The organism is Micromonospora zingiberis, from assembly GCF_004331455.1.
Lineage (GTDB): Bacteria > Actinomycetota > Actinomycetes > Mycobacteriales > Micromonosporaceae > Micromonospora > Micromonospora zingiberis.
The window spans coordinates 183,848-207,288 of record NZ_SJJR01000009.1 but is presented as its reverse complement, the minus strand read 5'-3'; the positions used below and the strand labels follow the sequence as shown (position 1 = coordinate 207,288).

The 23,441-nt window shown below is 72.4% G+C and carries 23 protein-coding genes, 2 pseudogenes and 1 riboswitch; of the genes and pseudogenes, 19 read left to right on the top strand and 6 right to left on the bottom strand.

Annotation, left to right across the window (positions count from 1 at the left end; genetic code table 11):
• Nucleotides 1-18: 18 nt before the first annotated feature.
• The 3 genes from hrcA (at nt 19) to E0H26_RS15760 (ending at nt 3,021) form a co-directional block, all read left to right on the top strand.
• Nucleotides 19-1,041: a heat-inducible transcriptional repressor HrcA gene (gene hrcA / locus E0H26_RS15770; protein WP_131304398.1), complete on the top strand. Its 1,023-nt coding sequence runs from the start codon at nt 19-21 to the stop codon at nt 1,039-1,041.
• A gap of 73 nt (nt 1,042-1,114) precedes the next feature.
• Nucleotides 1,115-2,260, top strand: a complete 1,146-nt coding sequence (gene dnaJ / locus E0H26_RS15765; RefSeq protein ID WP_131304397.1) for a molecular chaperone DnaJ — start codon at nt 1,115-1,117, stop codon at nt 2,258-2,260.
• A gap of 26 nt (nt 2,261-2,286) precedes the next feature.
• A complete protein-coding gene (locus tag E0H26_RS15760; RefSeq protein ID WP_131304396.1) occupies nt 2,287-3,021 on the top strand; it encodes a 16S rRNA (uracil(1498)-N(3))-methyltransferase in 735 nt (244 codons plus the stop codon).
• Nucleotides 3,022-3,239: 218 nt separating this feature from the next.
• Here E0H26_RS15760 and E0H26_RS15755 read toward each other — a convergent pair whose 3' ends face one another.
• Nucleotides 3,240-4,001, bottom strand: a complete 762-nt coding sequence (locus E0H26_RS15755; RefSeq protein WP_131304395.1) for an SDR family NAD(P)-dependent oxidoreductase — start codon at nt 3,999-4,001, stop codon at nt 3,240-3,242.
• Nucleotides 4,002-4,095: 94 nt separating this feature from the next.
• Between E0H26_RS15755 and E0H26_RS15750 the strand changes: the two genes are divergently transcribed.
• The 10 genes and pseudogenes from E0H26_RS15750 (at nt 4,096) to E0H26_RS15715 (ending at nt 12,618) form a co-directional block, all read left to right on the top strand.
• Nucleotides 4,096-4,458, top strand: a complete 363-nt coding sequence (locus E0H26_RS15750) for a histidine triad nucleotide-binding protein (RefSeq protein WP_131304394.1) — start codon at nt 4,096-4,098, stop codon at nt 4,456-4,458.
• Nucleotides 4,455-5,843: a serine hydrolase domain-containing protein gene (locus tag E0H26_RS15745; protein WP_131304393.1), complete on the top strand. Its 1,389-nt coding sequence runs from the start codon at nt 4,455-4,457 to the stop codon at nt 5,841-5,843. Before E0H26_RS15750 ends, E0H26_RS15745 begins: the two co-directional genes overlap by 4 nt.
• Nucleotides 5,844-6,029: 186 nt before the next feature.
• A pseudogene (locus E0H26_RS29970) lies at nt 6,030-6,771 on the top strand (PhoH family protein); the annotation flags it as partial.
• A gap of 212 nt (nt 6,772-6,983) precedes the next feature.
• Nucleotides 6,984-7,517, top strand: a pseudogene (locus E0H26_RS30425) (LAGLIDADG family homing endonuclease); the annotation flags it as partial.
• A gap of 168 nt (nt 7,518-7,685) precedes the next feature.
• On the top strand, nt 7,686-8,159 hold the full coding sequence (locus E0H26_RS29960; RefSeq protein ID WP_338106215.1) for a PhoH family protein: 474 nt from the start codon (nt 7,686-7,688) through the stop codon (nt 8,157-8,159).
• Nucleotides 8,160-8,174: 15 nt separating this feature from the next.
• Nucleotides 8,175-8,648 (top strand): rRNA maturation RNase YbeY, encoded by a 474-nt coding sequence (gene ybeY / locus E0H26_RS15735; protein ID WP_131304391.1) that lies wholly within the window; start codon nt 8,175-8,177, stop codon nt 8,646-8,648.
• On the top strand, nt 8,624-10,030 hold the full coding sequence (locus tag E0H26_RS15730) for a hemolysin family protein (protein ID WP_206025158.1): 1,407 nt from the start codon (nt 8,624-8,626) through the stop codon (nt 10,028-10,030). The genes ybeY and E0H26_RS15730 overlap by 25 nt, the downstream gene beginning before the upstream one ends.
• Entirely contained in the window at nt 10,023-10,400 is a 378-nt protein-coding gene (locus tag E0H26_RS15725) for a cytidine deaminase (protein WP_131304389.1), read from the top strand. The genes E0H26_RS15730 and E0H26_RS15725 overlap by 8 nt, the downstream gene beginning before the upstream one ends.
• Nucleotides 10,397-11,296 carry a GTPase Era gene (gene era, locus E0H26_RS15720; RefSeq protein WP_131304388.1) on the top strand — a complete coding sequence of 300 codons (900 nt, stop codon included), beginning with the start codon at nt 10,397-10,399 and terminating at the stop codon, nt 11,294-11,296. Before E0H26_RS15725 ends, era begins: the two co-directional genes overlap by 4 nt.
• A gap of 176 nt (nt 11,297-11,472) precedes the next feature.
• On the top strand, nt 11,473-12,618 hold the full coding sequence (locus E0H26_RS15715; RefSeq protein WP_131304387.1) for an acyltransferase family protein: 1,146 nt from the start codon (nt 11,473-11,475) through the stop codon (nt 12,616-12,618).
• Here E0H26_RS15715 and E0H26_RS15710 read toward each other — a convergent pair.
• Nucleotides 12,605-13,435 (bottom strand): DUF4097 family beta strand repeat-containing protein, encoded by an 831-nt coding sequence (locus E0H26_RS15710; protein WP_131304386.1) that lies wholly within the window; start codon nt 13,433-13,435, stop codon nt 12,605-12,607. The genes E0H26_RS15715 and E0H26_RS15710 overlap by 14 nt on opposite strands.
• A gap of 126 nt (nt 13,436-13,561) precedes the next feature.
• On the opposite strand from E0H26_RS15710, the gene recO reads away from it, so the two are divergent.
• The 3 genes from recO to E0H26_RS15695 all read left to right on the top strand — a co-directional run bounded on the left by recO (nt 13,562) and on the right by E0H26_RS15695 (nt 15,564).
• Complete coding sequence (recO, locus tag E0H26_RS15705) at nt 13,562-14,464, top strand: DNA repair protein RecO (protein ID WP_240742199.1); 903 nt, start codon at nt 13,562-13,564, stop codon at nt 14,462-14,464.
• Nucleotides 14,465-14,537: 73 nt separating this feature from the next.
• Entirely contained in the window at nt 14,538-15,314 is a 777-nt protein-coding gene (locus E0H26_RS15700; RefSeq protein WP_206025156.1) for an isoprenyl transferase, read from the top strand.
• Nucleotides 15,315-15,378: 64 nt separating this feature from the next.
• Nucleotides 15,379-15,564: a hypothetical protein gene (locus E0H26_RS15695; RefSeq protein WP_131304384.1), complete on the top strand. Its 186-nt coding sequence runs from the start codon at nt 15,379-15,381 to the stop codon at nt 15,562-15,564.
• A gap of 95 nt (nt 15,565-15,659) precedes the next feature.
• On the opposite strand, the gene gndA is transcribed toward E0H26_RS15695, so the two are convergent.
• A complete protein-coding gene (gndA, locus tag E0H26_RS15690) occupies nt 15,660-17,105 on the bottom strand; it encodes an NADP-dependent phosphogluconate dehydrogenase (protein ID WP_131304383.1) in 1,446 nt (481 codons plus the stop codon).
• 597 nt (nt 17,106-17,702) lie between these two features.
• Between gndA and E0H26_RS15685 the strand changes: the two genes are divergently transcribed.
• Nucleotides 17,703-18,122, top strand: a complete 420-nt coding sequence (locus tag E0H26_RS15685) for a hypothetical protein (RefSeq protein ID WP_131304382.1) — start codon at nt 17,703-17,705, stop codon at nt 18,120-18,122.
• A 75-nt stretch (nt 18,123-18,197) separates the two neighbouring features.
• Here E0H26_RS15685 and E0H26_RS15680 read toward each other — a convergent pair whose 3' ends face one another.
• The 3 genes from E0H26_RS15680 to E0H26_RS15670 all read right to left on the bottom strand — a co-directional run bounded on the left by E0H26_RS15680 (nt 18,198) and on the right by E0H26_RS15670 (nt 21,230).
• Nucleotides 18,198-18,998 carry an energy-coupling factor transporter transmembrane component T family protein gene (locus E0H26_RS15680; protein ID WP_131304381.1) on the bottom strand — a complete coding sequence of 267 codons (801 nt, stop codon included), beginning with the start codon at nt 18,996-18,998 and terminating at the stop codon, nt 18,198-18,200.
• The gene (locus tag E0H26_RS15675) at nt 18,995-20,560 is read right to left on the bottom strand and encodes an ABC transporter ATP-binding protein (protein ID WP_240742198.1); all 1,566 of its coding nucleotides are present in this window, start codon (nt 20,558-20,560) and stop codon (nt 18,995-18,997) included. Before E0H26_RS15675 ends, E0H26_RS15680 begins: the two co-directional genes overlap by 4 nt.
• A 79-nt stretch (nt 20,561-20,639) precedes the next feature.
• Nucleotides 20,640-21,230, bottom strand: a complete 591-nt coding sequence (locus E0H26_RS15670) for an ECF transporter S component (RefSeq protein WP_131304380.1) — start codon at nt 21,228-21,230, stop codon at nt 20,640-20,642.
• A 69-nt stretch (nt 21,231-21,299) separates the two neighbouring features.
• A riboswitch (TPP riboswitch) is annotated at nt 21,300-21,405 on the bottom strand.
• A gap of 213 nt (nt 21,406-21,618) precedes the next feature.
• Between E0H26_RS15670 and E0H26_RS15665 the strand changes: the two genes are divergently transcribed.
• Together E0H26_RS15665 and E0H26_RS15660 are read left to right on the top strand one after the other, a co-directional pair.
• On the top strand, nt 21,619-22,707 hold the full coding sequence (locus E0H26_RS15665; protein ID WP_240742197.1) for a permease: 1,089 nt from the start codon (nt 21,619-21,621) through the stop codon (nt 22,705-22,707).
• Complete coding sequence (locus E0H26_RS15660; RefSeq protein ID WP_131304378.1) at nt 22,704-23,441, top strand: TIGR03943 family putative permease subunit; 738 nt, start codon at nt 22,704-22,706, stop codon at nt 23,439-23,441. The genes E0H26_RS15665 and E0H26_RS15660 overlap by 4 nt, the downstream gene beginning before the upstream one ends.

Below are 23,441 nucleotides of genomic sequence, written 5' to 3'. Positions count from 1 at the left end.
TGCGACAGGAGGTGGGAGATGGGTCTCGACGACCGCAAGCTCGCCGTACTGCGGGCAATTGTCGAGGACTATGTCGCCACCCAGGAACCGGTCGGCAGCAAGGCGCTGGTTGAGCGGCACCAGCTCGGCGTGTCGCCGGCCACCGTCCGCAACGACATGGCGGTGCTGGAGGAGGAGGGCTACATCCGGCAGCCGCACACCAGCGCCGGTCGGGTGCCCACCGATCGTGGCTACCGACTCTTCGTCGACCGGCTCAGCCGGGTCAAGCCGCTCAGCCCCGCCGAACGCCGGGCGATCGAGCGCTTTCTGGCCGGCGCGGTCGACCTCGACGACGTGGTGCACCGCACCGTCCGGCTGCTGGCGCAGCTGACCCGGCAGGTCGCCGTGGTGCAGTACCCGAGCCTGGCCCGGTCCCGCGTACGGCACCTGGAACTGGTGCCGATCTCGACCACCCGGCTGATGCTGGTCGTGATCGCCGACACCGGCCGGGTCGAGCAGCGGCTGGTCGAACTGCCCGCCCCGGTCCACGCCGACGACGTGATAGACCTGCGCCGGACGGTCAACGAGAAGCTCGTCGGCATCCAACTCTCCGAGACCCCGCCGCTGGTGCAGGCCCTCATCGACGAGTGTGCGACGCACCTGCGCGGGGCGATGACGACGCTGTCCACCGTGCTGCTGGAGACGCTCGTCGAGCGGCACGAGGAGCGGATCGCGCTGGCCGGCACCGCCAACCTCGCCCGTGGCGGTCTGCTGGACTTCCAGGGCTCCCTACGACCGATTCTCGAAGCGCTCGAGGAGGAGGTCGTCCTGCTCAAACTCATCGGCGAGGTTGAGCCGAGCACGCTGAGGGTGCGCATCGGCGACGAGAACGAAATCGACAACCTGCGGGCGGCCTCCGTGGTCAGCACCGGGTACGGCCCGGGCGCGGTCATCGTCGGGGGGATGGGCGTGCTGGGGCCGACCCGGATGGACTACCCCGGGACCATCGCCACGGTGAGGGCCGTGGCACGCTACGTGGGCGAGCTGCTGGCCCAGAACTGACCAGTCAGGGCCGACGGCAGGCTGCCGCCGCCGACCGGCGTAACGCGAGACGAACACGAGGACACGGAACGCAGTGGCCAGGGACTACTACGGCATTCTCGGTGTGAGCCGGGGAGCCTCCGACGACGAGATCAAGCGCGCTTACCGCAAGCTGGCGCGGCAATTCCACCCGGATGTCAATCCGGACCCGGAGGCACAGGAGAAGTTCAAGGACATCAACGCCGCGTACGAGGTCCTGTCGGACGATCGGAAACGGCAGATCGTCGACCTCGGCGGCGACCCGCTCGCCCCGGGGGGCGGCGGTGCCGGCGGCCCGGGTGGGCCCGGCGGCGCCGGTCCGTTCGTCGGCTTCCAGGACATCATGGACGCGTTCTTCGGTGGCGCCACCGGCGCCGGCCGGGGACCGCGACCGCGTACCCGGCCCGGGGCCGACGCGATCCTGCGGCTCGAACTCGACCTCCAGGAGACCGCCTTCGGGGTCGAGGCGCCGATCACGGTGGACACCGCCGTGCTCTGCACCACCTGCTCCGGGGCGGGCACCGCCGCCGGCACCCACCTGGCCACCTGCGAGGCGTGCGGTGGCCGGGGCGAGGTGCAGTCGGTGCAGCGCACCTTCCTCGGCCAGGTGGTCTCCGCCCGGCCGTGCACGGTCTGCCAGGGCTACGGCACCACCATCCCGCATCCCTGCCCGACCTGTGCCGGTGACGGCCGCGTGCGGACCCGCCGGTCGCTGACCGTGAAGATCCCCGCCGGGGTGGAGGACGGCATGCGGATCCGGCTCGCCCAGCAGGGTGAGGTCGGTCCGGGCGGTGGCACCGCCGGCGACCTCTACGTGGAGATCCACGAGCGTCCCCACGACGTCTTCTCCCGCAAGGGCGACGACCTGCACTGCCGGGTCACCGTGCCGATGACCGCCGCCGCGCTCGGCACCCGGCTGACCATCAAGACGCTCGACAGCGACGAGCCGGTCGACGTCAAGCCCGGCACCCAGCCGGGCAGCACGTTGCGGCTGCGCGCCCGGGGCGTACCCCACCTGCGCGGCACCGGTCGCGGTGACCTCTACGTCCACCTCGACGTGCGTACGCCGACCAAGCTCGACGCCGACCAGGAGCGGATGCTCCGCGACTTCGCCAAGACGCGCGGCGAGGAGGTGGCCGAACTCACCAAGCAGGGCGGCTTCTTCTCTCGGATGCGCGACGCCTTCAACGGCCACGGCTGAGCCGGTCCACGCCGAGGCCGCCGGAGATGTCCGCCCCGCTGTTCCTGGTCGAGTCGCTGCCCACCGCCGACTCGATGGTGCTCGACGGCCCTGAGGGGCACCACGCCGCCACCGTGCAACGGCTGCGGGTGGGCGAGGAACTGCTGCTCGGTGACGGCCGGGGCGGCACGGCCACCGCGGTCGTCACCGCCGTCGGCCGGGGCACCCTCGACATCGAGGTCACCAGCCGGGGGTACGTCGACGCGCCAAGTCCCCGGCTGGTGGTGGTCCAGGGCATCGCCAAGGGCGACCGGGGTGAGCTGGCCGTACAGGCGATGACCGAGGTCGGGGTGGACGAGATCGTCCCCTGGGCCGCCGGCCGCTCGGTGGTGCAGTGGCGCGGTGACCGGGGCGTCCGTGCCCGGGGCAAGTGGGTGGCCACCGCCCGGGAGGCGGCGAAGCAGGCCCGCCGGGCGTGGCTGCCGGTGGTGGCGGGCGCGCCGGACGAGGCCACCCAGTCGGTGGCCCGACGAATCGCCGGGGCCGCCGCCGGGTACGTCCTGCACGAGGAGGCGACCGACCGGCTGACCACCGTCGAGTTGCCCGACCACGGTGAGATCGTGCTGGTGGTCGGCCCCGAAGGCGGCATCACCCCGGCCGAGCTGTCAGCCTTTGAGTCCGCCGGCGCCCACCCGGTCCGCCTCGGCCCTTCGGTGCTGCGTACCTCCACCGCCGGCGTTGCCGCCCTGGCCGTCCTGGCGACCCGCCTCCTGCACTGGTAGACCCCCCCCCGCCGGGGCTGCGCGCCCCGGGTGCTGCTGCCCGCCCAGGGTGACTGTCACGCTCCCTTTGCTCTGCTTCACCGGACGCAACGGTTTCGGCAGCTCGCTGTTGCGTGGGTTGAAGCAGAGCAAAGCGAGCGCAGGAGGCGGCCGGGGTGGGGAGGAGGAGGCCGCCGGGTGTCGGGGAGGCGCGGTTCGCCAATCGGTGTGCGCTGCCGTCAGGTGCGGAGGTAGGAGGCGCCGTTGAGGTCGACAATGGTGCCGGAAGCCCACTCCGCCTCGGGGCTGGCCAACCAGTGCACGGCCGCCGCGATCTCCTCGGGCCGGGCCACCCGGTCGAACGGGCTCTGCGCCCGGATCGCGTCACCGCGTGGGGCCTTGAGGTGCTCGTTGGTCATGTCCGTCTCGACGAAGCCGGGCGCGACCGTGGCCACCGCGATGCCGTACGGCGCCAGGGCCACCGCCAGCGACTGGGCCATCGCGTTGAGACCGGCCTTGCTGGCGCCGTACGCCGGATTGGCCGGCTCGCCACGGAACGCGCCGCGCGAGGAGACGTTGACGATCCGCCCGCCTCGCGTACGCATGTGCTGGGCGGCGCACCAGGCGGCGTTGGCCGCGCCGAACAGGTTCGTGTCGCAGACCTCGCGCCAGCGTTGCCGCCACTGCTCGTAGCTGCTGTCGAAGACGGGGTGCGGCGGGTCGGCCGGCCCGAACACGCCGGCGTTGTTGACCAGCACGTCGAGTCCGCCGAGCCGGTCGGCGGCCTCGTCCACCATCGTCCGTACCGCGTCGGGGTCAGCGAGGTCGGCGCGGACCACCAGATGGCCCGTGTTCGGCAGTTCGGCCCGCAGCTGCTCGGCCAGCTGGTCGGAGCTGCGGTGGTGGATGGCCACCCGGTCGCCGGAGGCGGCGAAAGCCTGGACCACCGCCCGCCCGATGCCCCGTGATCCGCCTGTGACCAGCACCGCCCGTCCCGCCATGCGGGACATCCTGCCGCACCCGTCTCGCGGTGTTAACAAGGGGCCCTTCCTATACCTGAGACGTTAATAAGGTGCCCTTCCTTACACTGCCCCGGTGAGTACTCCTGACTGTTTGTTCTGCCGGATCGTTGCCGGGGAGATCCCGGCCACGGTGGTCCGCGAGACCCCCACCACGCTCGCCTTCCGCGACATCGATCCGAAGGCGCCGGTGCACGTGCTGGTCGTTACGAAGGAGCACTACGCCGACGTGGCCACCCTCGGCCAGGGCGACCCGGCGTTGGCCGGTGAGCTGCTGGCCACCGCCGCCGCGGTGGCCGGGGACGAGGGGCTGCTCGGTGACGGGTTCCGGCTGATGTTCAACACCGGTGGCTACGGCGGCCAGGAGGTGTTCCACGTGCACGCGCACCTGCTGGGCGGTGCCCCGCTCGGCCCGATGCTGGCCCGGAGCATGGCGTGAGTTCGGCCGCCGGCCGTACCGCAGCCGCCGGTCGTCTGGAACGGCTGGTGCGGCAGGTCCAGGCGCAGGCCCGGGTGCCGGCCGTCTCGGCTGCCGTGCACCGGGCCGACCGGACGCTGTGGACGTGCACGGTCGGCGGCACCGGCAACGACACCGCCCTGGACGAGCAGACCCGGTTCCGGATCGGCTCGGTGACCAAGACGTTCACCGCCGTACTGGTCATGCAGTGCCGCGACGACGGCCTGCTCGACCTCGACGATCCGCTGGACCGGCACCTCGACCTGCCGGCGCACGGCGAGCTGACCGTACGCCGGCTGCTGTCGCACACCGCCGGCCTGCAACGCGAGCCGTACGGCGACGTCTGGGACACGCTGCGGGTGCCGGACGCCGACCGGCTGGTCGCGGAGCTGACCCGGGCCGAGCGGGTGCTGCCACCCGGCCGGCGGTTCCACTACTCCAACCTCGGCATGGCGTTGCTCGGCCGGCTGGTCGGGCAGGTGCGCGGCGGCACCTGGGCCGAGGTGCTGACCGAGAAGGTGTTGACCCCGCTCGGGCTGACCGACACCACGGTCTCCCCGGGTCGTCGGGCGGCCACTGGCTACCTCGTCGACGCGTACTCCGACGAGGCGCATCCGGAGCCGCCGACCGACTTCGGTGCCGTCGGTCCCGCCGCGCAACTGTGGAGCACCGCCGCCGACATGGCCCGCTGGGCGGCCTTCCTGGCCGATCCGGCGGCGCTGGACGCGACCGGCCGGGTGCTCACCCCGGCCACCCTCGAGGAGATGCGCTGGCCGCTGACGGTCACCGACGAGACCGTGTGGAATGCCGGTTTCGGCCTTGGCCTGATCCTGGTGCCGCAGGGTGAGCGGGTGGTGCACGTCGGGCACGACGGCGCGATGCCCGGCTTCCTCGCCGGGGTGTACGGCCGCCGTGGAGGCGAGGGCACGCCGGCCGCGTTCGGCGCCGCCGTGCTGGGCTCCTCGGGCACCTCGGCCGAGGTGCTGGAGCTGCCGCACCGGCTGCTCGCCGCCGCCGCCGAGCACGACCCGGCCGAGGTCACCCCGTGGCGACCCGGCGAGCCGGCTCCCGCGCACCTGCGTGGGCTGCTCGGCCCCTGGTGGGGCGAGGGCTCCGAGTACGTGTTCAGCTGGCGGGACGCGACCCTGCGGGCCCGGGGTGTGGACGATCCGCCGGGCAAGCCGCCGGCGGTCTTCGCGCCGCTGCCGGACCGGCCGGACGTGTTCCGTACGGTCGCCGGGCGGGAGGTCGGCGAGTTGCTCCGGCTGACCCGCGACAGCGCGGGCACGGTGGTCCGGATGCACTGGGCGACCTACCGGTTCACCCGACGGCAGGAGACCTTCGACGGGTACGACTTCCGGGCCTGAATCGATCCCGGCTCTCCGGCATCGTTCATCCGTTTTGTCCACTGTTGCGCGCCTGTGGCGCCCACGGAATTGGGCAGCGTGTCCGTGCCGTCGACCCGATACGATGGGGGTAACGTCAGCACGCCGTGGCGCCAGGCCCGGCACCGAGATCGAGAGCAGGTGGCGCAGGGCCCCTCGGCCCGACCTATGACCGGCACCCCACCTCCCACCCCGCCCCGGGTGCAGACCAGGATCACGGTCCCCGACTCGAAGATCATGGTCAACCTGCTCGGCGCGGGTGACGAGATCCTGCGACTGGTCGAGCGCTCGGTCAACAGTGACGTGCACGTGCGGGGCAACGAGATCACCATCACCGGTGCGCCCGCCGACAACGCCCTCGCCGAGCGGATCTTCAGCGAACTGCTCGAACTCATCGAGAAAGGCGAGACCCTGACCACAGACGCCGTCCGGCGTACCGTCGGCATGCTCGAGCAGGGTGGCGCGGAGCGGCCCGCCGAGGTGCTCACCCTCAACATCCTCTCCCGGCGCGGGCGCACCATCCGGCCCAAGACGCTCGGGCAGAAGCGTTACGTCGACGCGATCGACGCGAACACCATCGTCTTCGGCATCGGCCCGGCCGGTACCGGCAAGACCTACCTCGCCATGGCCAAGGCGGTCCAGGCGTTGCAGGCCAAGCAGATCAACCGGATCATCCTGACCCGGCCGGCGGTCGAGGCGGGGGAGCGGCTCGGCTTCCTGCCCGGCACGCTCAACGAGAAGATCGACCCCTACCTGCGCCCGCTCTACGACGCGCTGCACGACATGCTGGACCCGGAGACGATCCCGAAGCTGATGGCGGCGGGCACGATCGAGGTCGCCCCGCTGGCGTACATGCGGGGCCGAGCGCAGCCGTACGACGCCCGGGTCCTCACGCCGGAGGGCTTCAAGCGGTTCGGCTCGCTTCAGGTCGGCGACCTCGTCATCGGTTCGGACGGCACGCCGACCCCGGTGATCGGCATCTACCCGCAGGGGCGCAAGCAGGTCTATCGGGTCACCACGCAGGACGGGGCGTCCACGCTGTGCTGCGGTGAACACCTCTGGACCGTGGCGACAGCGGAGGACAAGCGGCGCGGACGTCAGCGCACGCTCGAAACGCAGGAGATGATCGGCCAGGAATGGCGAGGCCATACCCGCCGCTACGAGTTGCCGGTCGTGGCGCCCGTGCAGATGGAGCCGAGGGAGGTTCCGCTCGACCCGTACGCGCTCGGTCTGCTGCTCGGTGACGGTTCCATCTCGTCGCGATCGACGCCAGGATTCAGCACGGCGGATCCGGAACTCGCGTGCGGGATCCAGGAGGCGCTCGGCGACAGCGAACTCGTCCGCAAGAGCGAGTACGACTACGTGCTGCGGCACGTCAACGGGCGCCGGGGCGGGGTGATCGTCGCCAACCCGGTGACGGTTGCGCTCCGCGAGTTGGGTCTGGCCGGGACCAAGTCGGGCACCATGTTCGTGCCGGATGTCTACCTGCGCAACAGTGTCGACGTCCGGCTGGCCGTTCTGCAGGGGCTACTGGACACCGACGGCGGCCCGGTGGTACGGGCCGGACGGAGCTGTCGTGTGCAGTACTCCACCACGTCCGCCCGACTGCGCGACGATGTCATCTATCTGGTCCAGTCGCTGGGCGGGGTGGCCACCTGGCGCGGGCGCGCGGCGCAGGGGCGTACGCCCGGTCGGGCGAAGGGCCGCCCGGTCGACTACCGGGCCGACGCCTTCGTCGTGGAGATCCGCCTGCCCGAGGGCGTCGCGCCGTTCCGCCTGTCCCGCAAGCGCCAGCGGTACGAGGAGTGCGGCGGCGGCCGGCCGATGCGGTTCATCGACTCGATCATTCCCGCCGGGGTGCAGGAGACGATGTGTATCCAGGTGGCGGCGGCGGACTCGCTGTATGTCACCGACCACTTCCTGGTGACGCACAACACGTTGAACGACGCGTTCATCATTCTGGACGAGGCGCAGAACACCACGCCCGAGCAGATGAAGATGTTCCTCACCCGGCTCGGCTTCGGCTCCAAGATCGTGGTCACCGGCGACGTCACCCAGGTGGACCTGCCCGGCGGGACGACCAGCGGTCTGCGTATCGTCCGGGAGATCCTGGCCGGCGTCGAGGACGTGCACTTCGCGCAGCTGTCCAGCGCCGACGTGGTACGCCACCGGCTGGTCGGTGAGATCGTCGACGCGTACGCCCGCTGGGACGCCGAGCGGGAGAATCAGCAGGCGCAGGGCGTGCACGCGGTGCCGGGGCGTAGTGCCCAGGGCAACCGCGCCGGCCGGCGCCGCTAAACCTAGGGAAGAAAGTTGTCCATCGAGATCGCCAACGAGTCGGGTGTCGTCGTCGACACCGACGCTGTGCTCGCCGTCGCCCGGCACGCACTCGACGAGATGGGAGTCAACCCCCTCGCCGAGCTGTCCGTGCTGCTGGTCGACGTCGACTACATGACCGAGCTGAACCACCGCTGGATGGGGGGCGACGGTCCGACCGACGTGCTCGCGTTCCCCATGGACGAGGGCAGCATCGACCACGGGCCGGGCGAGAACGCCGCCGCCGGCGGCGAGCCGGCCCTGCTCGGTGACATCGTGCTCTGTCCGGAGGTGGCGGCGAAGCAGGCGGCCACCGCAGGTCACAGCGCCGCCGACGAGCTGCATCTGCTCACCGTGCACGGCGTGCTGCACCTGCTCGGCTACGACCACGCGGAGCCGGAGGAGGAGCGGGAGATGTTCGAGCTCCAGGCCAGATTGCTGGCGAGCTGGCGGTCGACCCGCACCCGGTGATGGACACTTCGCTGGCCGCGGCCGCCACCGGCCTACCCGACCTGCAACTCGTCGTCTTCGCCGCCGGGCTGGTGGTGCTCGGCGGACTCATCGCGATGACCGAGGCCGCCCTGGCCGCGGTCTCCCCGGCCCGGGCCGCCGAACTCGCCCGCGAGGGTGCCCGGGGCGCCGCCACTCTTCAGGTGGTCGCCGCTGACGTGGTGCGCCACCTCAACCTGCTGTTGCTCCTGCGCCTGCTCGCCGAGCTGACCGCCACCACGCTGGTGGCACTGGTCGCGGTGGACACCTTCGGGGCGGGCTGGCGTGCGGCGCTGGTCACCGCCGGGGCGATGACCGTGGTCAGCTTCGTCGTGGTCGGCGTGGGTCCGCGTACCCTCGGCCGGCAGCACGCGTACGCCGTGGCTCGGGGCGCCGCGCCGCTGGTCCGCTGGCTCGGCCGGGTGCTCAACCCGCTGGCCTCGCTGCTGATCCTGATCGGCAACGCGGTCACCCCGGGCCGTGGCTTCCGGGAAGGGCCCTTCGCCACCCAGGTCGAGCTGCGTGAGCTGGTCGACCTGGCCGAGCAGCGGGGTGTGGTCGAGCACGGCGAGCGGCAGATGATCCATTCGGTGTTCGCCCTCGGTGACACCATCGCCCGTGAGGTGATGGTGCCGCGTACCGAGATGGTGTGGATCGAGTCGCGCAAGACGCTCGGGCAGGCGCTGGCGCTCTTCCTGCGCTCGGGCTTCTCCCGCATCCCGGTGATCGGCGAGAGCGTCGACGACGTGCTCGGTGTGCTCTATCTCAAGGATCTCGTCCGGCACACCCAGGGTGGTGCTGCCGAGGACCGCCAACTCCCGGTGGCCGAGCTGATGCGGCCGGCGACCTTCGTGCCGGAGTCCAAGCCCGTCGACGATCTGCTGTCGGAGATGCAGGCCGCCCGCAACCACCTGGTGATCGTCGTGGACGAGTACGGCGGCACCGGCGGGTTGGTCACCATCGAGGACATCCTGGAGGAGATCGTCGGGGAGATCACCGACGAGTACGACGTCGAGCGCCCGCCGATCGAGCAGTTGCCCGACGGTGCGGTGCGGGTCACCGCCCGGTTGCCGGTGGAGGATCTCGGCGAGTTGTTCGACACCGAGCTGCCGCACGACGAGGTGGAGACCGTGGGCGGCCTGCTCGCCCAGTGCCTCGGCCGGGTCCCGATCCCGGGCGCGGAGGTCGAGGTGGCCGGGCTCCGGCTGCTCGCCGAGGGCACCACCGGCCGGCGCAACCGGATCGACACGGTGCTGGTGCGCCGGGTCGAGCCGACCGACAGCAAGGACAGCCCGGGCGGTGGGCCGACCGCCTCCCGGGGCGACACCGATCGATCAGAGGAGAGGCAGCCCGCCGATGCCTGAGTCACCCGCCGTACCGGCCGCCGTCCCCACCGGCTCCGAGCTCAGCGCCGAGGACGGCAAGCTGGTCATCCTCGCCCGGGGGGCCCGGGGTCGGGTGGGCGCCGTGGAAGGCGCCGCGGTGCGGGACCAGGACGGTCGTACGTATGCGGCGGCCAGCGTGTCGCTGCCCTCGCTGACGATCACCGCGCTCCAGTTGGCGGTCGCCTCGGCGGCGGCAGCCGGCGCCACCCGGTTGGAGGCCGCCGTGGTGGTCACCGAGGCGTCCACTCTCGATGGTGCGGGTCACGCGGCCGTGCGCGACCTGTCCGCCGACGCGCCGGTGCACGTGGCCGCGCCGGACGGCACGCTGCTCGGCACGGTGACCGAATGAGCGCCGAGCCGACGTCGCGTCCCTACCGGGCGGGCTTCACCTGTTTCGTGGGCCGACCCAATGCCGGCAAGTCGACGCTGACCAACGCGATCGTCGGGCAGAAGATCGCCATCACCTCGAACAAGCCGCAGACCACCCGGCACGTCATCCGCGCGGTGCTGCACCGGCCGGACTCGCAGCTGGTGCTGGTGGACACGCCGGGTCTGCACCGGCCGCGAACGCTGCTCGGCGAGCGGCTCAACGACCTGGTCCGGCAGACCTGGAGCGAGGTCGACGTGATCGGCCTGTGCATCCCCGCCGACGAGCCGATCGGCCGTGGCGACCGGTTCATCACCGGTGAGCTGGCCGAGCTGAAGGCGACCGTGCTGGCGGTGGTCACCAAGACCGACCTGGTCGACCGTAAGCGGCTGGCCGAGCAGTTGCTGGCCGTCAGCGAGCTGGGCGAGTTCGCCGAGGTGGTGCCGGTCAGCGCGGTCGCCGGGCACCAGGTGGACACGCTGGTCGAGGTGATGACGCGGTATCTGCCCGAGTCTCCGCAGCTGTATCCGGACGACATGCTCACCGACGATCCGGAGCAGGTGCTGGTCGCGGAGCTGATCCGGGAGGCCGCCCTGGAGGGCGTACGGGACGAGTTGCCGCACTCCATCGCGGTGGTGGTGGAGGAGATGATCCCCGAGGGTCAGCTCATGAGGATCTACGCCGACGTGTACGTGGAGCGGCCCAGCCAGAAGGCGATCGTCATCGGGCATCGCGGCAGCCGGCTCAAGGGGGTGGGCACCGCCGCCCGGCGGCAGATCGAGGAACTGTTGGGCACCCGCGTCTACCTCGATCTACACGTCCGGGTGGCCAAGGACTGGCAGCGCGACCCGAAGCAACTGCGCAAGCTCGGCTTCTAGCCCGCACCGGCCGGGCGAGGACCCGGTGGATCGGAACTTCCGGCGCTACGCCGGCTGATCCGTACCGGTCAGGCATATGGGAAGTTTCACTATCGCGGTGGGTTGCTGGCCGTTTCGCCCGCCGGCCCCGGAGGGTAGGAAGACGTACCTATGCCCCCGGATATAGATGCAGGCTGATGCGAAACCGATACCTGGACCTGCTGCGCTTCCTGGCCATCGTGCGAGTCGTCGTCTACCACGTCACCGGTTGGGCGTCGCTGACCTTGCTGTTCCCGGCGATGTCGGTGATGTTCGCCCTCGCCGGGTCGCTGATGGCGGCCTCACTGCACCGGTCCGGCCCGACGGCGGTCGGCCGCCGGCTCCGCCGGCTGCTGCCGTCGCTGTGGGTGGTGGCCGCGGTCTTCGTGCCGGCGATGCTGCTCACCGGGTTGCCGCTGACGCCGAAGGTGCTGCTCTGGCTCTTCCCGGTGTCCGACCCACCGGCGAACTACTGGGGTGCGCTGGCGCTGAGCCCGATCTGGTACCTGCGTGACTACCTCTGGTTCGTGCTCGCCTCCCCGATCGCGCTCTGGCTGTTCCGGCGCTACCCGCTGCCCACCCTGGTCGCCCCGTACTGCCTGCTGCTGGCGATCGAGTTCGGCGTCTACCCGAACGCGCCGGGTGTGCTGCGTGAGTTCGGGCTCTACTTCGGTGCCTGGCTGCTGGGCTTCGCCCACCAGGCGGGGATGCTGCGGCGCCTGGCCAACCGGGTGCTGGTGCCGACCGTGCTCGTCCTCGCGGCGGCCGGCGGCGCCTGGATCCTGGCGCACCCGGGTCCGCGTGGGTACGACCTGAACGACAACCCACTCGGCAACGCCCTCTGGTCGGCCGCGTTCATCCTGGTGGCGCTGGGACGGGCCCCGTCGAGCGCGGAGTGGGTCGACCGCAGCGAGGTGTTCGGCCGGGTGGTGACGGTGCTGAACCGCCGGGCGTTGACCGTCTACCTGTGGCACATGGCGTTCGTGGTGGCGCTCACCCCGCTGGTCGACGTGGTCGGCTGGTCGCACCAGGACCCGGTGGGCCTGGCGATCCGGGTGGCGCTGGTCTTCCTGCTGGTGGGTGTGGTCACCGCGCTGGTCGGCTGGGTCGAGGACGTCGCGGCGCAGCGCCCGCCCGAGTTGATCCCCGGTGGGCGTCGCCCGCCGGTGCCGGCCACCCGCTGGCATGCGGAGTCCCGCCGGGGTGCGGACCCTGATCGGGCCGCCGCCGCCCCGGCGACCGAGCCACCCGGCGACGGCGTACCGGCTCAGCGTGGCCGGGGTGGGGACGTCACCACGGGATGACGGTGATGTCCCCGCTGCCCGTCCGCACGTCGAGCACCAGGGCGGCGGACGGGTCGTTCGGCACGCTCAGGTCGACGCCGCCGGAACCGGCCTGGGACCGCACCTGGTAGGCGCCGTCCGGCACCCGCAGTTCGACGTTGCCGCTCGACGCGTGTGCCCGGGCCGAGGCGGGGCGCTCCAACTCGACGGTGACGTTGCCGGACGTGGCCTGCGCGTCCACCTCGCCGCCGAGCCGAGTGGCGCTGATGTTCCCCGAGCCGGCCCGGAGCACCACGGGGGAGGCCACGTCGTACACCTCGATCTCGCCCGAGCCGGTCTCCACCCGCACCGTGCCGGCGGCGCCGGCCACCCGGACGTCGCCCGAGCCGACCCGCACCTCGACCTGACCCACCCGGGTCAGGTCGACGTTGCCCGAGCGGGTCTCGCCCTGCACCCGGACCCCCTCGCCGGTGGTGACCTCGTACGAGACGCTGCACCGATGCCCGCACGAGGTGTCCAGCACCAGTTCGGTGCCCTTGATCTCGTAGGTGACCCCTGGCTGGTCACCCTGGTAACGCACCACCCGCTTGATGCGGACCCGGTCCGGGCCACCCTCGGCGCGGACCACCACGTCGCCGGCGCCGGGCAGCAGCCGGATGGCGGTGATCCGGACCTCCTCGGTGGTGTCGAAGTCGAGCCGCCGGAACGAAAGGTTGTCACACCCGGCCAGGACGATCAGGGCAGCCGCAGCGGCGAGCGCCGTGCTGGCCCGGCGAGCATTGGCACGCCGGGCGACAGCGGCGAGCCGGGTGGCGGGAGTGGTCCGGTGCGAAGCCATGCCGAGCACGCTACGACCGGTGCCGGGGGACGCACATCCGGGTTCGCCGGCACCGCTACCCGGAGCGGACCCTGAAATCCGACCCGGGGTGCCGGTGGCCGCCCGACCGGGAGGGACAATGGCGCGATGGCCGGATACCGCCGACAGCTCTACCGCGACGACGCGGTGGTGCTGCGTGTGCAGAAGCTCGGCGAGTCCGACCGGATCATCACCCTGCTCACCCGGCGACACGGCCGGCTGCGCGCGGTCGCCCGGGGGGTACGCCGGATCACCTCCAAGTTCGGTGCCCGGCTGGAGCCGTTCGGCCACGTCGACCTGCAACTGGCTGGCGACCCCAAGGGGGAACTGGGCAGTTCGCTGCACAGCGTCAGCCAGGTCGAGGGGATCGACCTGTACGGCAAGCGGTTCCTCGGCGACTACCCCCGCTACACCGCGGCCAGCGCGATCGCCGAGACCGCCGAACGGCTCACCCCGGTGGAGCGGGAGCCGTCGCTGCGACTGTTCCAGCTCACCCTGGGCGCGCTGCGGGCCCTCGCCGACGGTGAGCACGCCACCACCCTGGTGCTCGACGCGTACCTGCTGCGGGGGATGGCCCTGGCCGGCTGGGCGCCGGCGTTGACCGACTGCGCGGTCTGCGGCACCCCCGGTCGGCACCGGGCGTTCTCCGTACCGGCCGGCGGGGCGGTCTGCCCGGACTGCCGGCCACCCGGCGCCGCCCACCCGGCACCGGCCACCATCGACCTGATGTCCGCGCTGGTCGGCGGAGACTGGCGGGTCGCCGACGCCACCGACACCGGGGTACGCCGGGAGTGCAGCGGACTGGTCGCGGCGCACCTGCAATGGCATCTGGAGCGCACGCTACGCTCGCTGCCGCTGGTCGACCGGGGCGCTTCGGCGCCCGGCGCGGTCCCGCCAGCCGGCGGCACGCCCGGCGCGGTCCGGTCACCCGGCGGTGGCGCGGTGCCGCCGACCGGCGGTGGTCTGACCGGTACGGTCCCGCCGTCACGCGGCGCGGCCGGCGAGGGCTGACGCCGAACCGGCGTCGCAGGACGTGAGCAGGGAGAGCCGAGTGATCCGATCCACCAGGGCCGGCCGGGAGCCGGTGCCGCCGACTCCGCACCCGTCGGGTGCCCGGCCGCCAGCGCTGCCGCCGGCGGCGGTGCCCCAGCACGTCGCCGTGGTCATGGACGGCAACGGCCGGTGGGCCAAGGATCGCGGGCTGCCCCGCACCAAGGGGCACGAGGCGGGCGAGTTCTCCCTCTTCGACACCGTCGAGGGCGCCATCGAGCTGGGCATCCCCTACCTGTCCGCGTACGCCTTCTCCACCGAGAACTGGCGGCGGTCGCCCGACGAGGTCCGGTTCCTGATGGGCTTCAACCGGGACGTCATCCGCCGCCGCCGGGACCAGCTCGTCGACCTCGGGGTACGGGTGGTGTGGTCGGGTCGGGCCGGGCGGCTGTGGAAGAGCGTCATCTCGGAGTTGCAGACCGCCGAGGAGATGTCCCGGGGCAATTCGACGCTGACCCTCCAGTTCTGCGTCAACTACGGCGGGCAGGCGGAGATCGCCGATGCCGCCGCCGCGATCGCCCGGGACGTGGCCGCCGGCCGGCTCGACCCGTCGAAGGTCACCGAGAAGACCATCGGCCGTTACCTGTACCACCCCGAGGTGCCCGAGGTGGACCTGTTCCTGCGGCCCTCCGGCGAGCAGCGCACCTCGAACTTCCTGCTCTGGCAGAGTGCGTACGCCGAACTGGTCTTCCTGGACACGCTCTGGCCCGATTTCGACCGCCGGCACCTGTGGTACGCCTGCGAGCTGTACGCCCAGCGGGACCGCCGCTTCGGTGGCGCGTTGCCCAACCCGGTGGCGCCGACCACCTGACGCTTAGCGTCCGGCCGGGCTGGGTATCACCCTCCGCAGCAGCCACTGACGGAGGTGAACCCACATGATGCGCAAGCGCGTTGCCCAGTGGGCGGTGATGGCCGTGGCGGTTCCGTTGGCGGCAGCCGGTGCCCGCCGGCTCAGCCACTCGCTGGAGTCCCGGCGCGGCCCGTCCCGGGCCAGTCGGATGCTCACCCAGGGAGCCGACCTGCTCCGCCCCCAGAAGGCCCGGCGTCGCCGCTTCTTCTGACCCACCTGATGCGCCCTGCCTCCGCGAACGCGGAGGCAGGGCGCATCATCACATCGCCGGGCGCGCTGGCCGTCGTACCGGGCTGAGCCGGTGGATCAGGCCTCGACCTCGGCCCGGTCGGGGGTGGCCCAGAGGGTGTGGAACGAACCGTCGCGGTCGGTGCGACGGTAGGTGTGCGCACCGAAGTTGTCGCGTAGACCCTGGATGAGGGCGGCGGGCAGACGCTCGGCGCGCAGCGCGTCGAAGTACGCCAGGGACGAGGCGAAGGCGGGCGCCGGAACGCCGGCCCGGGCCGCCTCGGCCACCACCCGCCGCCAGCTCGGCACGCCGTCGCGCACGGTGTCGGCGAACCACGGCGCCACCAGCAGGGTGGGCAGTTCCGGCTGCTCGTCGTACGCCTGCTTGATCCGGTCCAGGAAGCGGGCCCGGATGATGCAGCCGCCCCGCCAGATGGTCGCCGTGCCGCCCAGGTCGATGTTCCAGTCGTACTCGGCGCTGCCGGCGCGGATCTGGTCGAAGCCCTGGGCGTACGCCACGATCTTCGAGGCCAGCAGCGCCCGGCGTACGTCCTCGATGAACGTCTCGCGGTCGTTGACCTGCCACTTCTCCCCGGAGTCCGGGAACGCCCGCACCGCGGCCTCGCGCTGCCCGACGTGCCCGGACAGCGACCGGGCGAAGGTCGCCTCGGCGATGCCGGTGATCGGGATGCCCAGGTCGAGCGCGATCTGGACGGTCCACCGGCCGGTGCCCTTCTGCTCGGCCCGGTCCTGCACGATGTCGACGAACGCCTCGCCGCTGGCGGCGTCGGTGTGCGCCAGCACGTCGGCGGTGATCTCGATCAGGAACGACTCCAGCTCGCCGGTGTTCCACTCCCGGAAGATCTCCGCCAGCTCCGACGGGGTCGCGCCCAGCCCGGCCCGCAGCAGGTCGTACGCCTCGGCGATGAGCTGCATGTCGGCGTACTCGATGCCGTTGTGGACCATCTTGACGAAGTGCCCGGCGCCGTCCGGCCCGACGTGCCGGCAGCACGGCTCACCGTCGACCTGCGCGGCGATCTTCTCGAAGATCGGCCCGAGCTTGCGGTACGACTCGGCCGAGCCACCCGGCATGATGCTCGGCCCCCACAGTGCACCCTCCTCACCACCGGAGACGCCGGTGCCGACGAAGTGCAGGCCCTTGGCGCGCAGTGCCTCCTCCCGACGGCGGGTGTCGGCGAAGTGCGCGTTGCCGCAGTCGATGATGATGTCGCCGGCTTCCAGCAGCGGCACCAACTCGTCGATCACCGCATCGGTGGGACCGCCCGCCTTGACCATGATGATCACCGCGCGGGGGCGTTCCAGCGCGGCGACGAAGTCCGCCAGGGACTCCGTCGGGACGAAGGTGCCCTCGTCGCCGTGCTCCGCCACCAGCGACCGGGTCCGCTCCGGCGATCGATTGTGCAACGCCACGGTGAACCCGTTACGGGCCAGGTTGCGGGCCAGATTCCGGCCCATCACCGCCAGTCCGGTCACACCGATCTGCGCCGTAGCCCCATCCGCCATCCTCGTCGCCACCTTCCGCATCTGCCTGTAGTGCTGCGACGGTATCGCGGTCCGGTTCAGCCGTGCGCCGTCCCCCCACGGCTGGTCATCAGGTGGTCGCACAGCGCTCGCCGACGGTGGCGCCTGTCGCCGGCTTGTCACGGGCGCACCTGTCGCCGGTCCGTCCCGGCGCACCTGTTGCCGGCTTGTCGCGGGTGCACCTGTCGCCGGCTTGTCCTGGGCGCACCTGTTGCCGGCTTGTCGCGGGTGCACCCTGTCGCCGGCGCGTCCTGGGCGCAGCGTCGCTGGTCTGCCGCAGCCGCGCCGGGGGGTGCCGTCGCCGGCCCGTCGTAATTGGGGTGCGCGACTCCCGCGGGCGGGCTAGCGTGCGGGCATGCGCTACTGACACCCGCTCCGCCGAGCCGGTCCGCCGCCCCCGTTGCCGCGGACCAGTCGCTACCGGGTGTCCGCGCGTCCTCCTCGTCGCCGTTGCCGCGACGTCCTCCGTGGCCGCTCCGGAGCGACCTTCCGCTGATCCCGCCGACCGCCGCCGTGGCGGTCACGACCGACGGCGGTGGCGTGGCGTACGCGCCGACACCGCCGAGCGAGGAGGCTCCCATGCCTGCCAGCCGTAAACCGAAGAAATCACGCCGTGCCGACCGGGTGCCGGAGCTGACGCCGGCCGACTTCGACGCCTTGGCCGACCGGGCCACACCGCCGATCGGACTCGCCGCTCCGGCGCGACCGCTCATCGGACTCACGCCTGCCGCGTCGCCGGCGGGGCCGGGGCTCACCGCCCCGCCGGAACCGGTCCCGCCGCTCGACGCGACGCCGCTCGACGCGACGCCGCTCGACGCGACGCCGCTCGACGCGGTGCCGGGCGAACCGTCCGGGTCGGACCGCGTCGACCGGGAACCGCCGAGCGCAGCGCTCGCGCCGACCGCCGGTCCGACGGCCTCCGGCCGGGGCAAGGGGTTCAGCTCCGGCCGAACACCGCGTGCCGGAGCGGCCCGGCAGTACGCCTTCCGGCGGAGGTGAGCGGTCGGTCCACGCGCAGTGGGTACATCTGTTGTCGTTCCAGCGACAACAGATGTACCCACCACGTCACGCGGCTCAGCCGATCAGCGGGCGGAAGGTGCCGAGCGCGACGCTGACGCCCAAGGCGGCGACGGCCAGCGCCGTCGCGGCGACGACCAGCAGCCAGTCGGCCGCACCGAAGTGCTGCCGGCGGGCGACGGTACGCGGTACCCCGGCGTCGAAGCCGCGCGCGTCCATCGCGACCGCCAGCCGGGTGCCCCGGCGGATCGCGCCGACCAGCAGCGTGAACGCGGTGGACACGAAGAGCCGTAGCTTCGCCACCGGGTTGCGTCCCGCCTCCACGCCGCGTGCCCGGCGGGCCATGACGATCGTCTGCCATTCCTGCCCGAGCAGCGGCAGCAGCCGGAACGCCGCCAGCGCGCCGATCGCGAACCGGGCCGGTGCGCGGGCGTTCTGCACCAGCGCGTCGGCCAGGTCGGTCGGATCGGTGGTGGCGAAGACGATCACGCCGGGCAGCGCCACCGCGAACAGGCGCAGCACCAGCCCGAGGGCGGTGAGCAGCACCGTCGAGGTGACCACGACCGGTCCGGCGTCGAGCAGCACCCGGCCCGACCGGTCCGCGGCGAAGAGCACCAGGGTGACCAGGACGCCACCGGCGGCGGCCAGCAACGGCCAGGCCCTCCGGAACAGCACCCGGTAGCGCACGCCGAACAGCGGCAGGACCGCCAACTCGATCGCGATCGCGATCGCCGGTGCGACCGGGTCCAGCGTCGCCAGCAGCGGGACCGCGAACAGCAGCGCCGCCGCCAGCTTGGCCACCGGATTGCGCCGGGCCAGCGGCGCGTCCGGCCGCGCGACCGGTTCGAGGTCGATCATCGGTATCCCGCCGGAGGAAACGCCGGTGGCGGCAGGGTCTCCGGGGACCCTGCGGCCTCGGGCTGTGCGGCCGAGGGCCAGGCGTCGGTGGGCTGCCCGGCGGTGGACCCTGCGGCCGGAGTCGTCGACGGCGGGGGTTCGGGGGCCGGGTGGCGCGTCAGCGTCAGGGTCTGGTCGGCCAGCGCGGCGACGAACTCGGCGTCGTGGGTGACCGCCACCAAGGCGTGGCCGGCGTCGCGCAGCTCCGCGAAGAGGTCCACCAGTTCCCGCCAGGTGCGCCGGTCCTGGCCGAAGGTGGGCTCGTCGCAGATCAGTAGCCGGGGCGCGGTGGCCAGGGCGGTCGCCACGCTCAGCCGCCGCGCCTCGCCACCGGAGAGGGTGTACGGGTTCGCCCCGGCCAGCCGGTCCAACCGCAGCCGGTGCAGCAGCTCGTCGACCCGCCGGCGGACCGCCGGCTCGGTGGCACCGGTACGCCGGGGGCCGAGCGCCAGCTCGTCGTAGACCGTGCCGGTGACGAACTGGTGCTCCGGATCCTGGAACACCGAGCCGATCCGGCGGGCCAGCGCGGGTGCCCGCCACCGGTGCGGTGGTGTGCGGGCGTCGGCCCCGGCCAGGTCGGCGCTTGCCACCAGTCGCCCGGTGCCCGGCTTGAGCAGGCCGCCGAGCAGCACGGCGAGGGTGGACTTGCCGGCGCCGTTGGGGCCGAGCACGGCCAGTGCCGCACCGGCGCGTACCGCGAGGTCGGTGGCGGCCAGCCGGGGCGGTTGGCCGAGCCGGTCGGCGGTGAGCAACACCTCGCCGGGTCCGGTGGTGGCCCGGCGGGGCGGGATCTGGCGACCGGGCACCCAGACGCCGTCGGCGGCGAGGGCGTCGCCGTGGGCGGCGAAGACGGCCTCCGGCGGGCCGTCGACGCGGACGCCGCCACCGGCGTCGAGCACCACCACCCGGTCGACCAGCGCCAGGGCGTCGGCCACCCGGTGCTCGACCAGGATCAGGGTGGTGTCGCCGTCGACCGCGCGGGAGATGGCGGCGCGGACCAGGTCGGCCCCGGCCGGGTCGAGGTTGGCGGTGGGCTCGTCGAGCAGCAGCAGGTCGGGGCGGAGGGCGAGCACTCCGGCCAGGGCGAGCCGCTGCTGTTCGCCGCCGGAGAGCGCCGCGGTGGGGCGGTCCCGGTGGTACGGGAAGCCGACCCGGTGCAGTGCCTCGTCCACCCGGGGCCAGATCTGTGCGGCGGGTACGCCCCGGTTCTCCAGCCCGAACGCCACGTCGTCGCCGCTGCGGGCCATGACGAGCTGCGACTGCGGATCCTGGAAGACGATGCCGACCCGCTCGCGGGTCTCGGCCGGTGGCCGGCCGTCGATCTCGATGGTGCCCTCCTGCTCACCGGAGTCCTCCGGCAGCAGCCCGGCCAACGCGGCGAGCAGGGTGCTCTTGCCGGCGCCGGAGGGCCCGAGCAGCAGCACCCGCTCGCCGCGTCGTACCCGCAGGTCCACGCCGCGTACCGCCCAGGCGCGTCGCCCGGCGTGGCGCCAGCCGAAGCCGCGCAGCCGCACCTCGCCCACCTGCCACCCCCGCTTCTCGTCCCCACATCTGTCCGTGGTGGCCCGGTGGAGCCGGCCGGACCGGCTCCACCGGGCGATCTCAGACCAGGTTCCGCTCGCGGCCGGCGGGGAAGCGGTCCAGTACGCCGGTGCCGGCGAGCGCCTTGGTGAGCGCGTGGGCGCCGGCACCGGCGACCACGGTGGCACTGAGCACGGTCAGCAGCGCGTACGGGATGCGGTAGGTGCCCAGCTCGTACGCGGCGTTCCAGGCGAAGAAGTCGAACAACGCGGCGCCGAGGCCGGTCAGCGCACCGGCGAGCAGCGCGGTGGGCAGCCGGAACGAGCGGTACCGGAAGGCGGCGAAGGCCAGTTCCGCGCCGAGGCCCTGGATCAGGCCCTGCACGATGGTGATGCCGCCCCACTCGGAGCCCAGCAGCGCGGAGACGGTCGCCGCGACCGCCTCGCAGAACAGCGCGGCACCCGGCTTGCGGATGATCAACCCGCCGAGCACCGCCGGCACCAGCCAGACGCCGTACATGACGGCCTGGCTGGCCGGGAAGAAGGCGAAGGCCGGGTCGACCGCCCGCCAGAGCAGGCCCCAGGCCCAGAAGATGACGCCGAAGCCGACGGCGATCACCGCGGCCACGACGATGTCGACGGTGCGCCACCGGGTGGTGGTCGGTTGACTCATGATTGCTCCCAGTCCAGATTCGAACCAGGTAAGACGCACGCCCCGTCCGGCGACGCCGGACATTGGCGGGCTGGAGGTGGACCGAACTCCCTGCGCTGGCATTACCCAGATCAGGTACGGAGGGTCTGCGGGCGAACCCGCACTCTCAGCGCTGTGCGCTCCCCTGTCGGAGGTGAAGTTGTCTCGCCGACGCTAACACCTTTGAAGATCAGCGGACAGTGTGATCTTCGCAGGTCACGGGTGATCCTCGCGTTTCGCCCGGTGTCGCACCGTCGACTCGCCCACCACAGTGACATTCATGGACGTCAGCTGACCCGGGCGGTAATCTCGGCCCGCCGATCCGCACGGGCCCGAAAGGCGATAGGTGACCGCAGACCCTGATCGGGCCATGCCGACCGATGAGCCTGAGGATCGATCCGCCGGGGCGGTGGGCCTGGCCACCCCGGCTGCCCCCACGTCCCGGCCCGCCGGCGACCCCGCCCGCACGCCGCAGCCGGCCGGCGACCCGGGATCCCGGCGGTGGCTCGGCGACCGGATCGGGTCGGTGGAGGTCCTGGCCGGGCTGCTGATCCTCCTGGTCGTCTTTCGGGACCCGCTGGCCGGGGCGCTGGACGACCCGCGCCTACAGACCTGGACCACCGTGTTCGTCTCGATCATGGTGCAGGCGGTCCCGTTCCTGGTCTTCGGGGTGCTGCTCTCGGCCGTGATCGCGGTCTTCGTACCCCGGTCGTTCTGGGCCCGGGCGCTGCCCCGGCATCCGGCCCTGGCGGTGCCGGCGGCGAGCGCGGCCGGGGTGGTGCTGCCGGGCTGCGAGTGCGGTGCGGTGCCGATCGCGGGTTCGCTGATCCGCCGTGGTGTCACGCCGGCCGCCGCGCTGGCCTTCCTGCTCGCCGCACCGGCGGTCAACCCGATCGTGCTGACCGCCACCGCCGTCGCCTTTCCCAACAACCCCGAGATGGTGCTCGCCCGTGGCGTCGCCAGCCTGGTGGTGGCCATGGTGATGGGCTGGCTGTGGCTGCGGCTCGGGCGTACCGAGTGGATCAGGATGCCGCGCCGGCCGGAACTGGACGATCCGTCCAAGGGGCGAGCCTTCTGGGGGGCCGTCCGGCACGACGTGACCCACGCCGGTGGCTTCCTGGTGCTCGGCGCGATGGCCGCGGCCAGCATCAACGTGCTGGTGCCGGAGCGGTGGTTGCAGACCCTCGCCGACAACGCCTGGCTGTCGATCCTGGCGTTGGCGCTGCTCGCCGTCCTGCTGTCGCTCTGCTCGGAGGCGGACGCCTTCGTCGCCGCCTCGCTGTCGCAGTTCTCGCTCACGTCCCGACTGGTTTTCCTGGTGGTGGGGCCGATGGTCGACCTCAAGCTGATCTCGATGCAGGCCGGCGTCTTCGGTCGCCGGTTCGCGTTCCGGTTCGCCCCGACCACGTTCGTGGTGGCCCTGCTGGTCGCCGTCGGCGTCGGGGCGGTGCTGCTGTGAACCGGCAGGCGCAGGCCGTGGTCCTGCTGCTGCTCGGCGGCGCGGTGCTGCGGGCCAGCGTCACCGACCTCTACCTGCGCTACGTCAAGGAAGGGCTGCGGCCGTTCCTGATCGCCGCCGGGTTGCTGCTGGTGGTCGCCGCCATCATGACCCTCTGGTACGAGTTGCGCCCACCCGCTCCCCGTGCGCTCGCCCCGACCGGCGAGCCCGCCACCGACCACGACGGGCACGGTCACCATGAACCGCGGGTCGGCTGGCTGCTCATCCTGCCGGTACTCGGCCTGCTGCTGGTCGCCCCACCGGCCCTCGGGTCGTACGCGGCCAGTCAGGCCGGCACCGCGCTGAACGCCCCGCAGCAGTCGGACTATCCGCCGCTGCCCGACGGAGACCCCGCGCCGGTCAGCGTCCTCGACTACGCGGCGCGGGCGCTGTTCGACCGGGGCGCCTCGATCGGCGATCGGCGGGTGCTGCTGACCGGCTTCCTCGCCACCGGCGAGGACGGTCAACCGATCCTGGCCCGGATGGTGCTGTCCTGTTGCGCGGCCGACGGACGGCCGGTGAAGCTCGGGCTCACCGGCGACGTGCCGGCTGGCCTGCCGAACGACAGTTGGGTGGAGGTGGTCGGCAGGTACAGCGACCGGATCGGCCGTGATCCGGTCAACGACGCCGAGATTCCCTACCTTCAGGTCGAGTCGTGGCGGCAGGTGCCCACCCCCAAGCGCCAGTACGAGTGA

Bases quoted from the DNA above. Each gene is read 5' to 3' on its own strand.
- hrcA (WP_131304398.1), top strand. From the start codon at position 19: ATGGGTCTCGACGACCGCAAGCTCGCCGTACTGCGGGCAATTGTCGAG.
- E0H26_RS15760 (WP_131304396.1), top strand. From the start codon at position 2,287: ATGTCCGCCCCGCTGTTCCTGGTCGAGTCGCTGCCCACCGCCGACTCG.
- E0H26_RS15755 (WP_131304395.1), bottom strand. From the start codon at position 4,001: ATGGCGGGACGGGCGGTGCTGGTCACAGGCGGATCACGGGGCATCGGG.
- E0H26_RS29960 (WP_338106215.1), top strand. From the start codon at position 7,686: ATGCGGTTCATCGACTCGATCATTCCCGCCGGGGTGCAGGAGACGATG.
- E0H26_RS15725 (WP_131304389.1), top strand. From the start codon at position 10,023: ATGCCTGAGTCACCCGCCGTACCGGCCGCCGTCCCCACCGGCTCCGAG.
- era (WP_131304388.1), top strand. From the start codon at position 10,397: ATGAGCGCCGAGCCGACGTCGCGTCCCTACCGGGCGGGCTTCACCTGT.
- E0H26_RS15715 (WP_131304387.1), top strand. From the start codon at position 11,473: ATGCGAAACCGATACCTGGACCTGCTGCGCTTCCTGGCCATCGTGCGA.
- E0H26_RS15710 (WP_131304386.1), bottom strand. From the start codon at position 13,435: ATGGCTTCGCACCGGACCACTCCCGCCACCCGGCTCGCCGCTGTCGCC.
- recO (WP_240742199.1), top strand. From the start codon at position 13,562: ATGGCCGGATACCGCCGACAGCTCTACCGCGACGACGCGGTGGTGCTG.
- E0H26_RS15695 (WP_131304384.1), top strand. From the start codon at position 15,379: ATGATGCGCAAGCGCGTTGCCCAGTGGGCGGTGATGGCCGTGGCGGTT.
- gndA (WP_131304383.1), bottom strand. From the start codon at position 17,105: ATGGCGGATGGGGCTACGGCGCAGATCGGTGTGACCGGACTGGCGGTG.
- E0H26_RS15685 (WP_131304382.1), top strand. From the start codon at position 17,703: ATGCCTGCCAGCCGTAAACCGAAGAAATCACGCCGTGCCGACCGGGTG.
- E0H26_RS15680 (WP_131304381.1), bottom strand. From the start codon at position 18,998: ATGATCGACCTCGAACCGGTCGCGCGGCCGGACGCGCCGCTGGCCCGG.
- E0H26_RS15670 (WP_131304380.1), bottom strand. From the start codon at position 21,230: ATGAGTCAACCGACCACCACCCGGTGGCGCACCGTCGACATCGTCGTG.
- E0H26_RS15665 (WP_240742197.1), top strand. From the start codon at position 21,619: ATGCCGACCGATGAGCCTGAGGATCGATCCGCCGGGGCGGTGGGCCTG.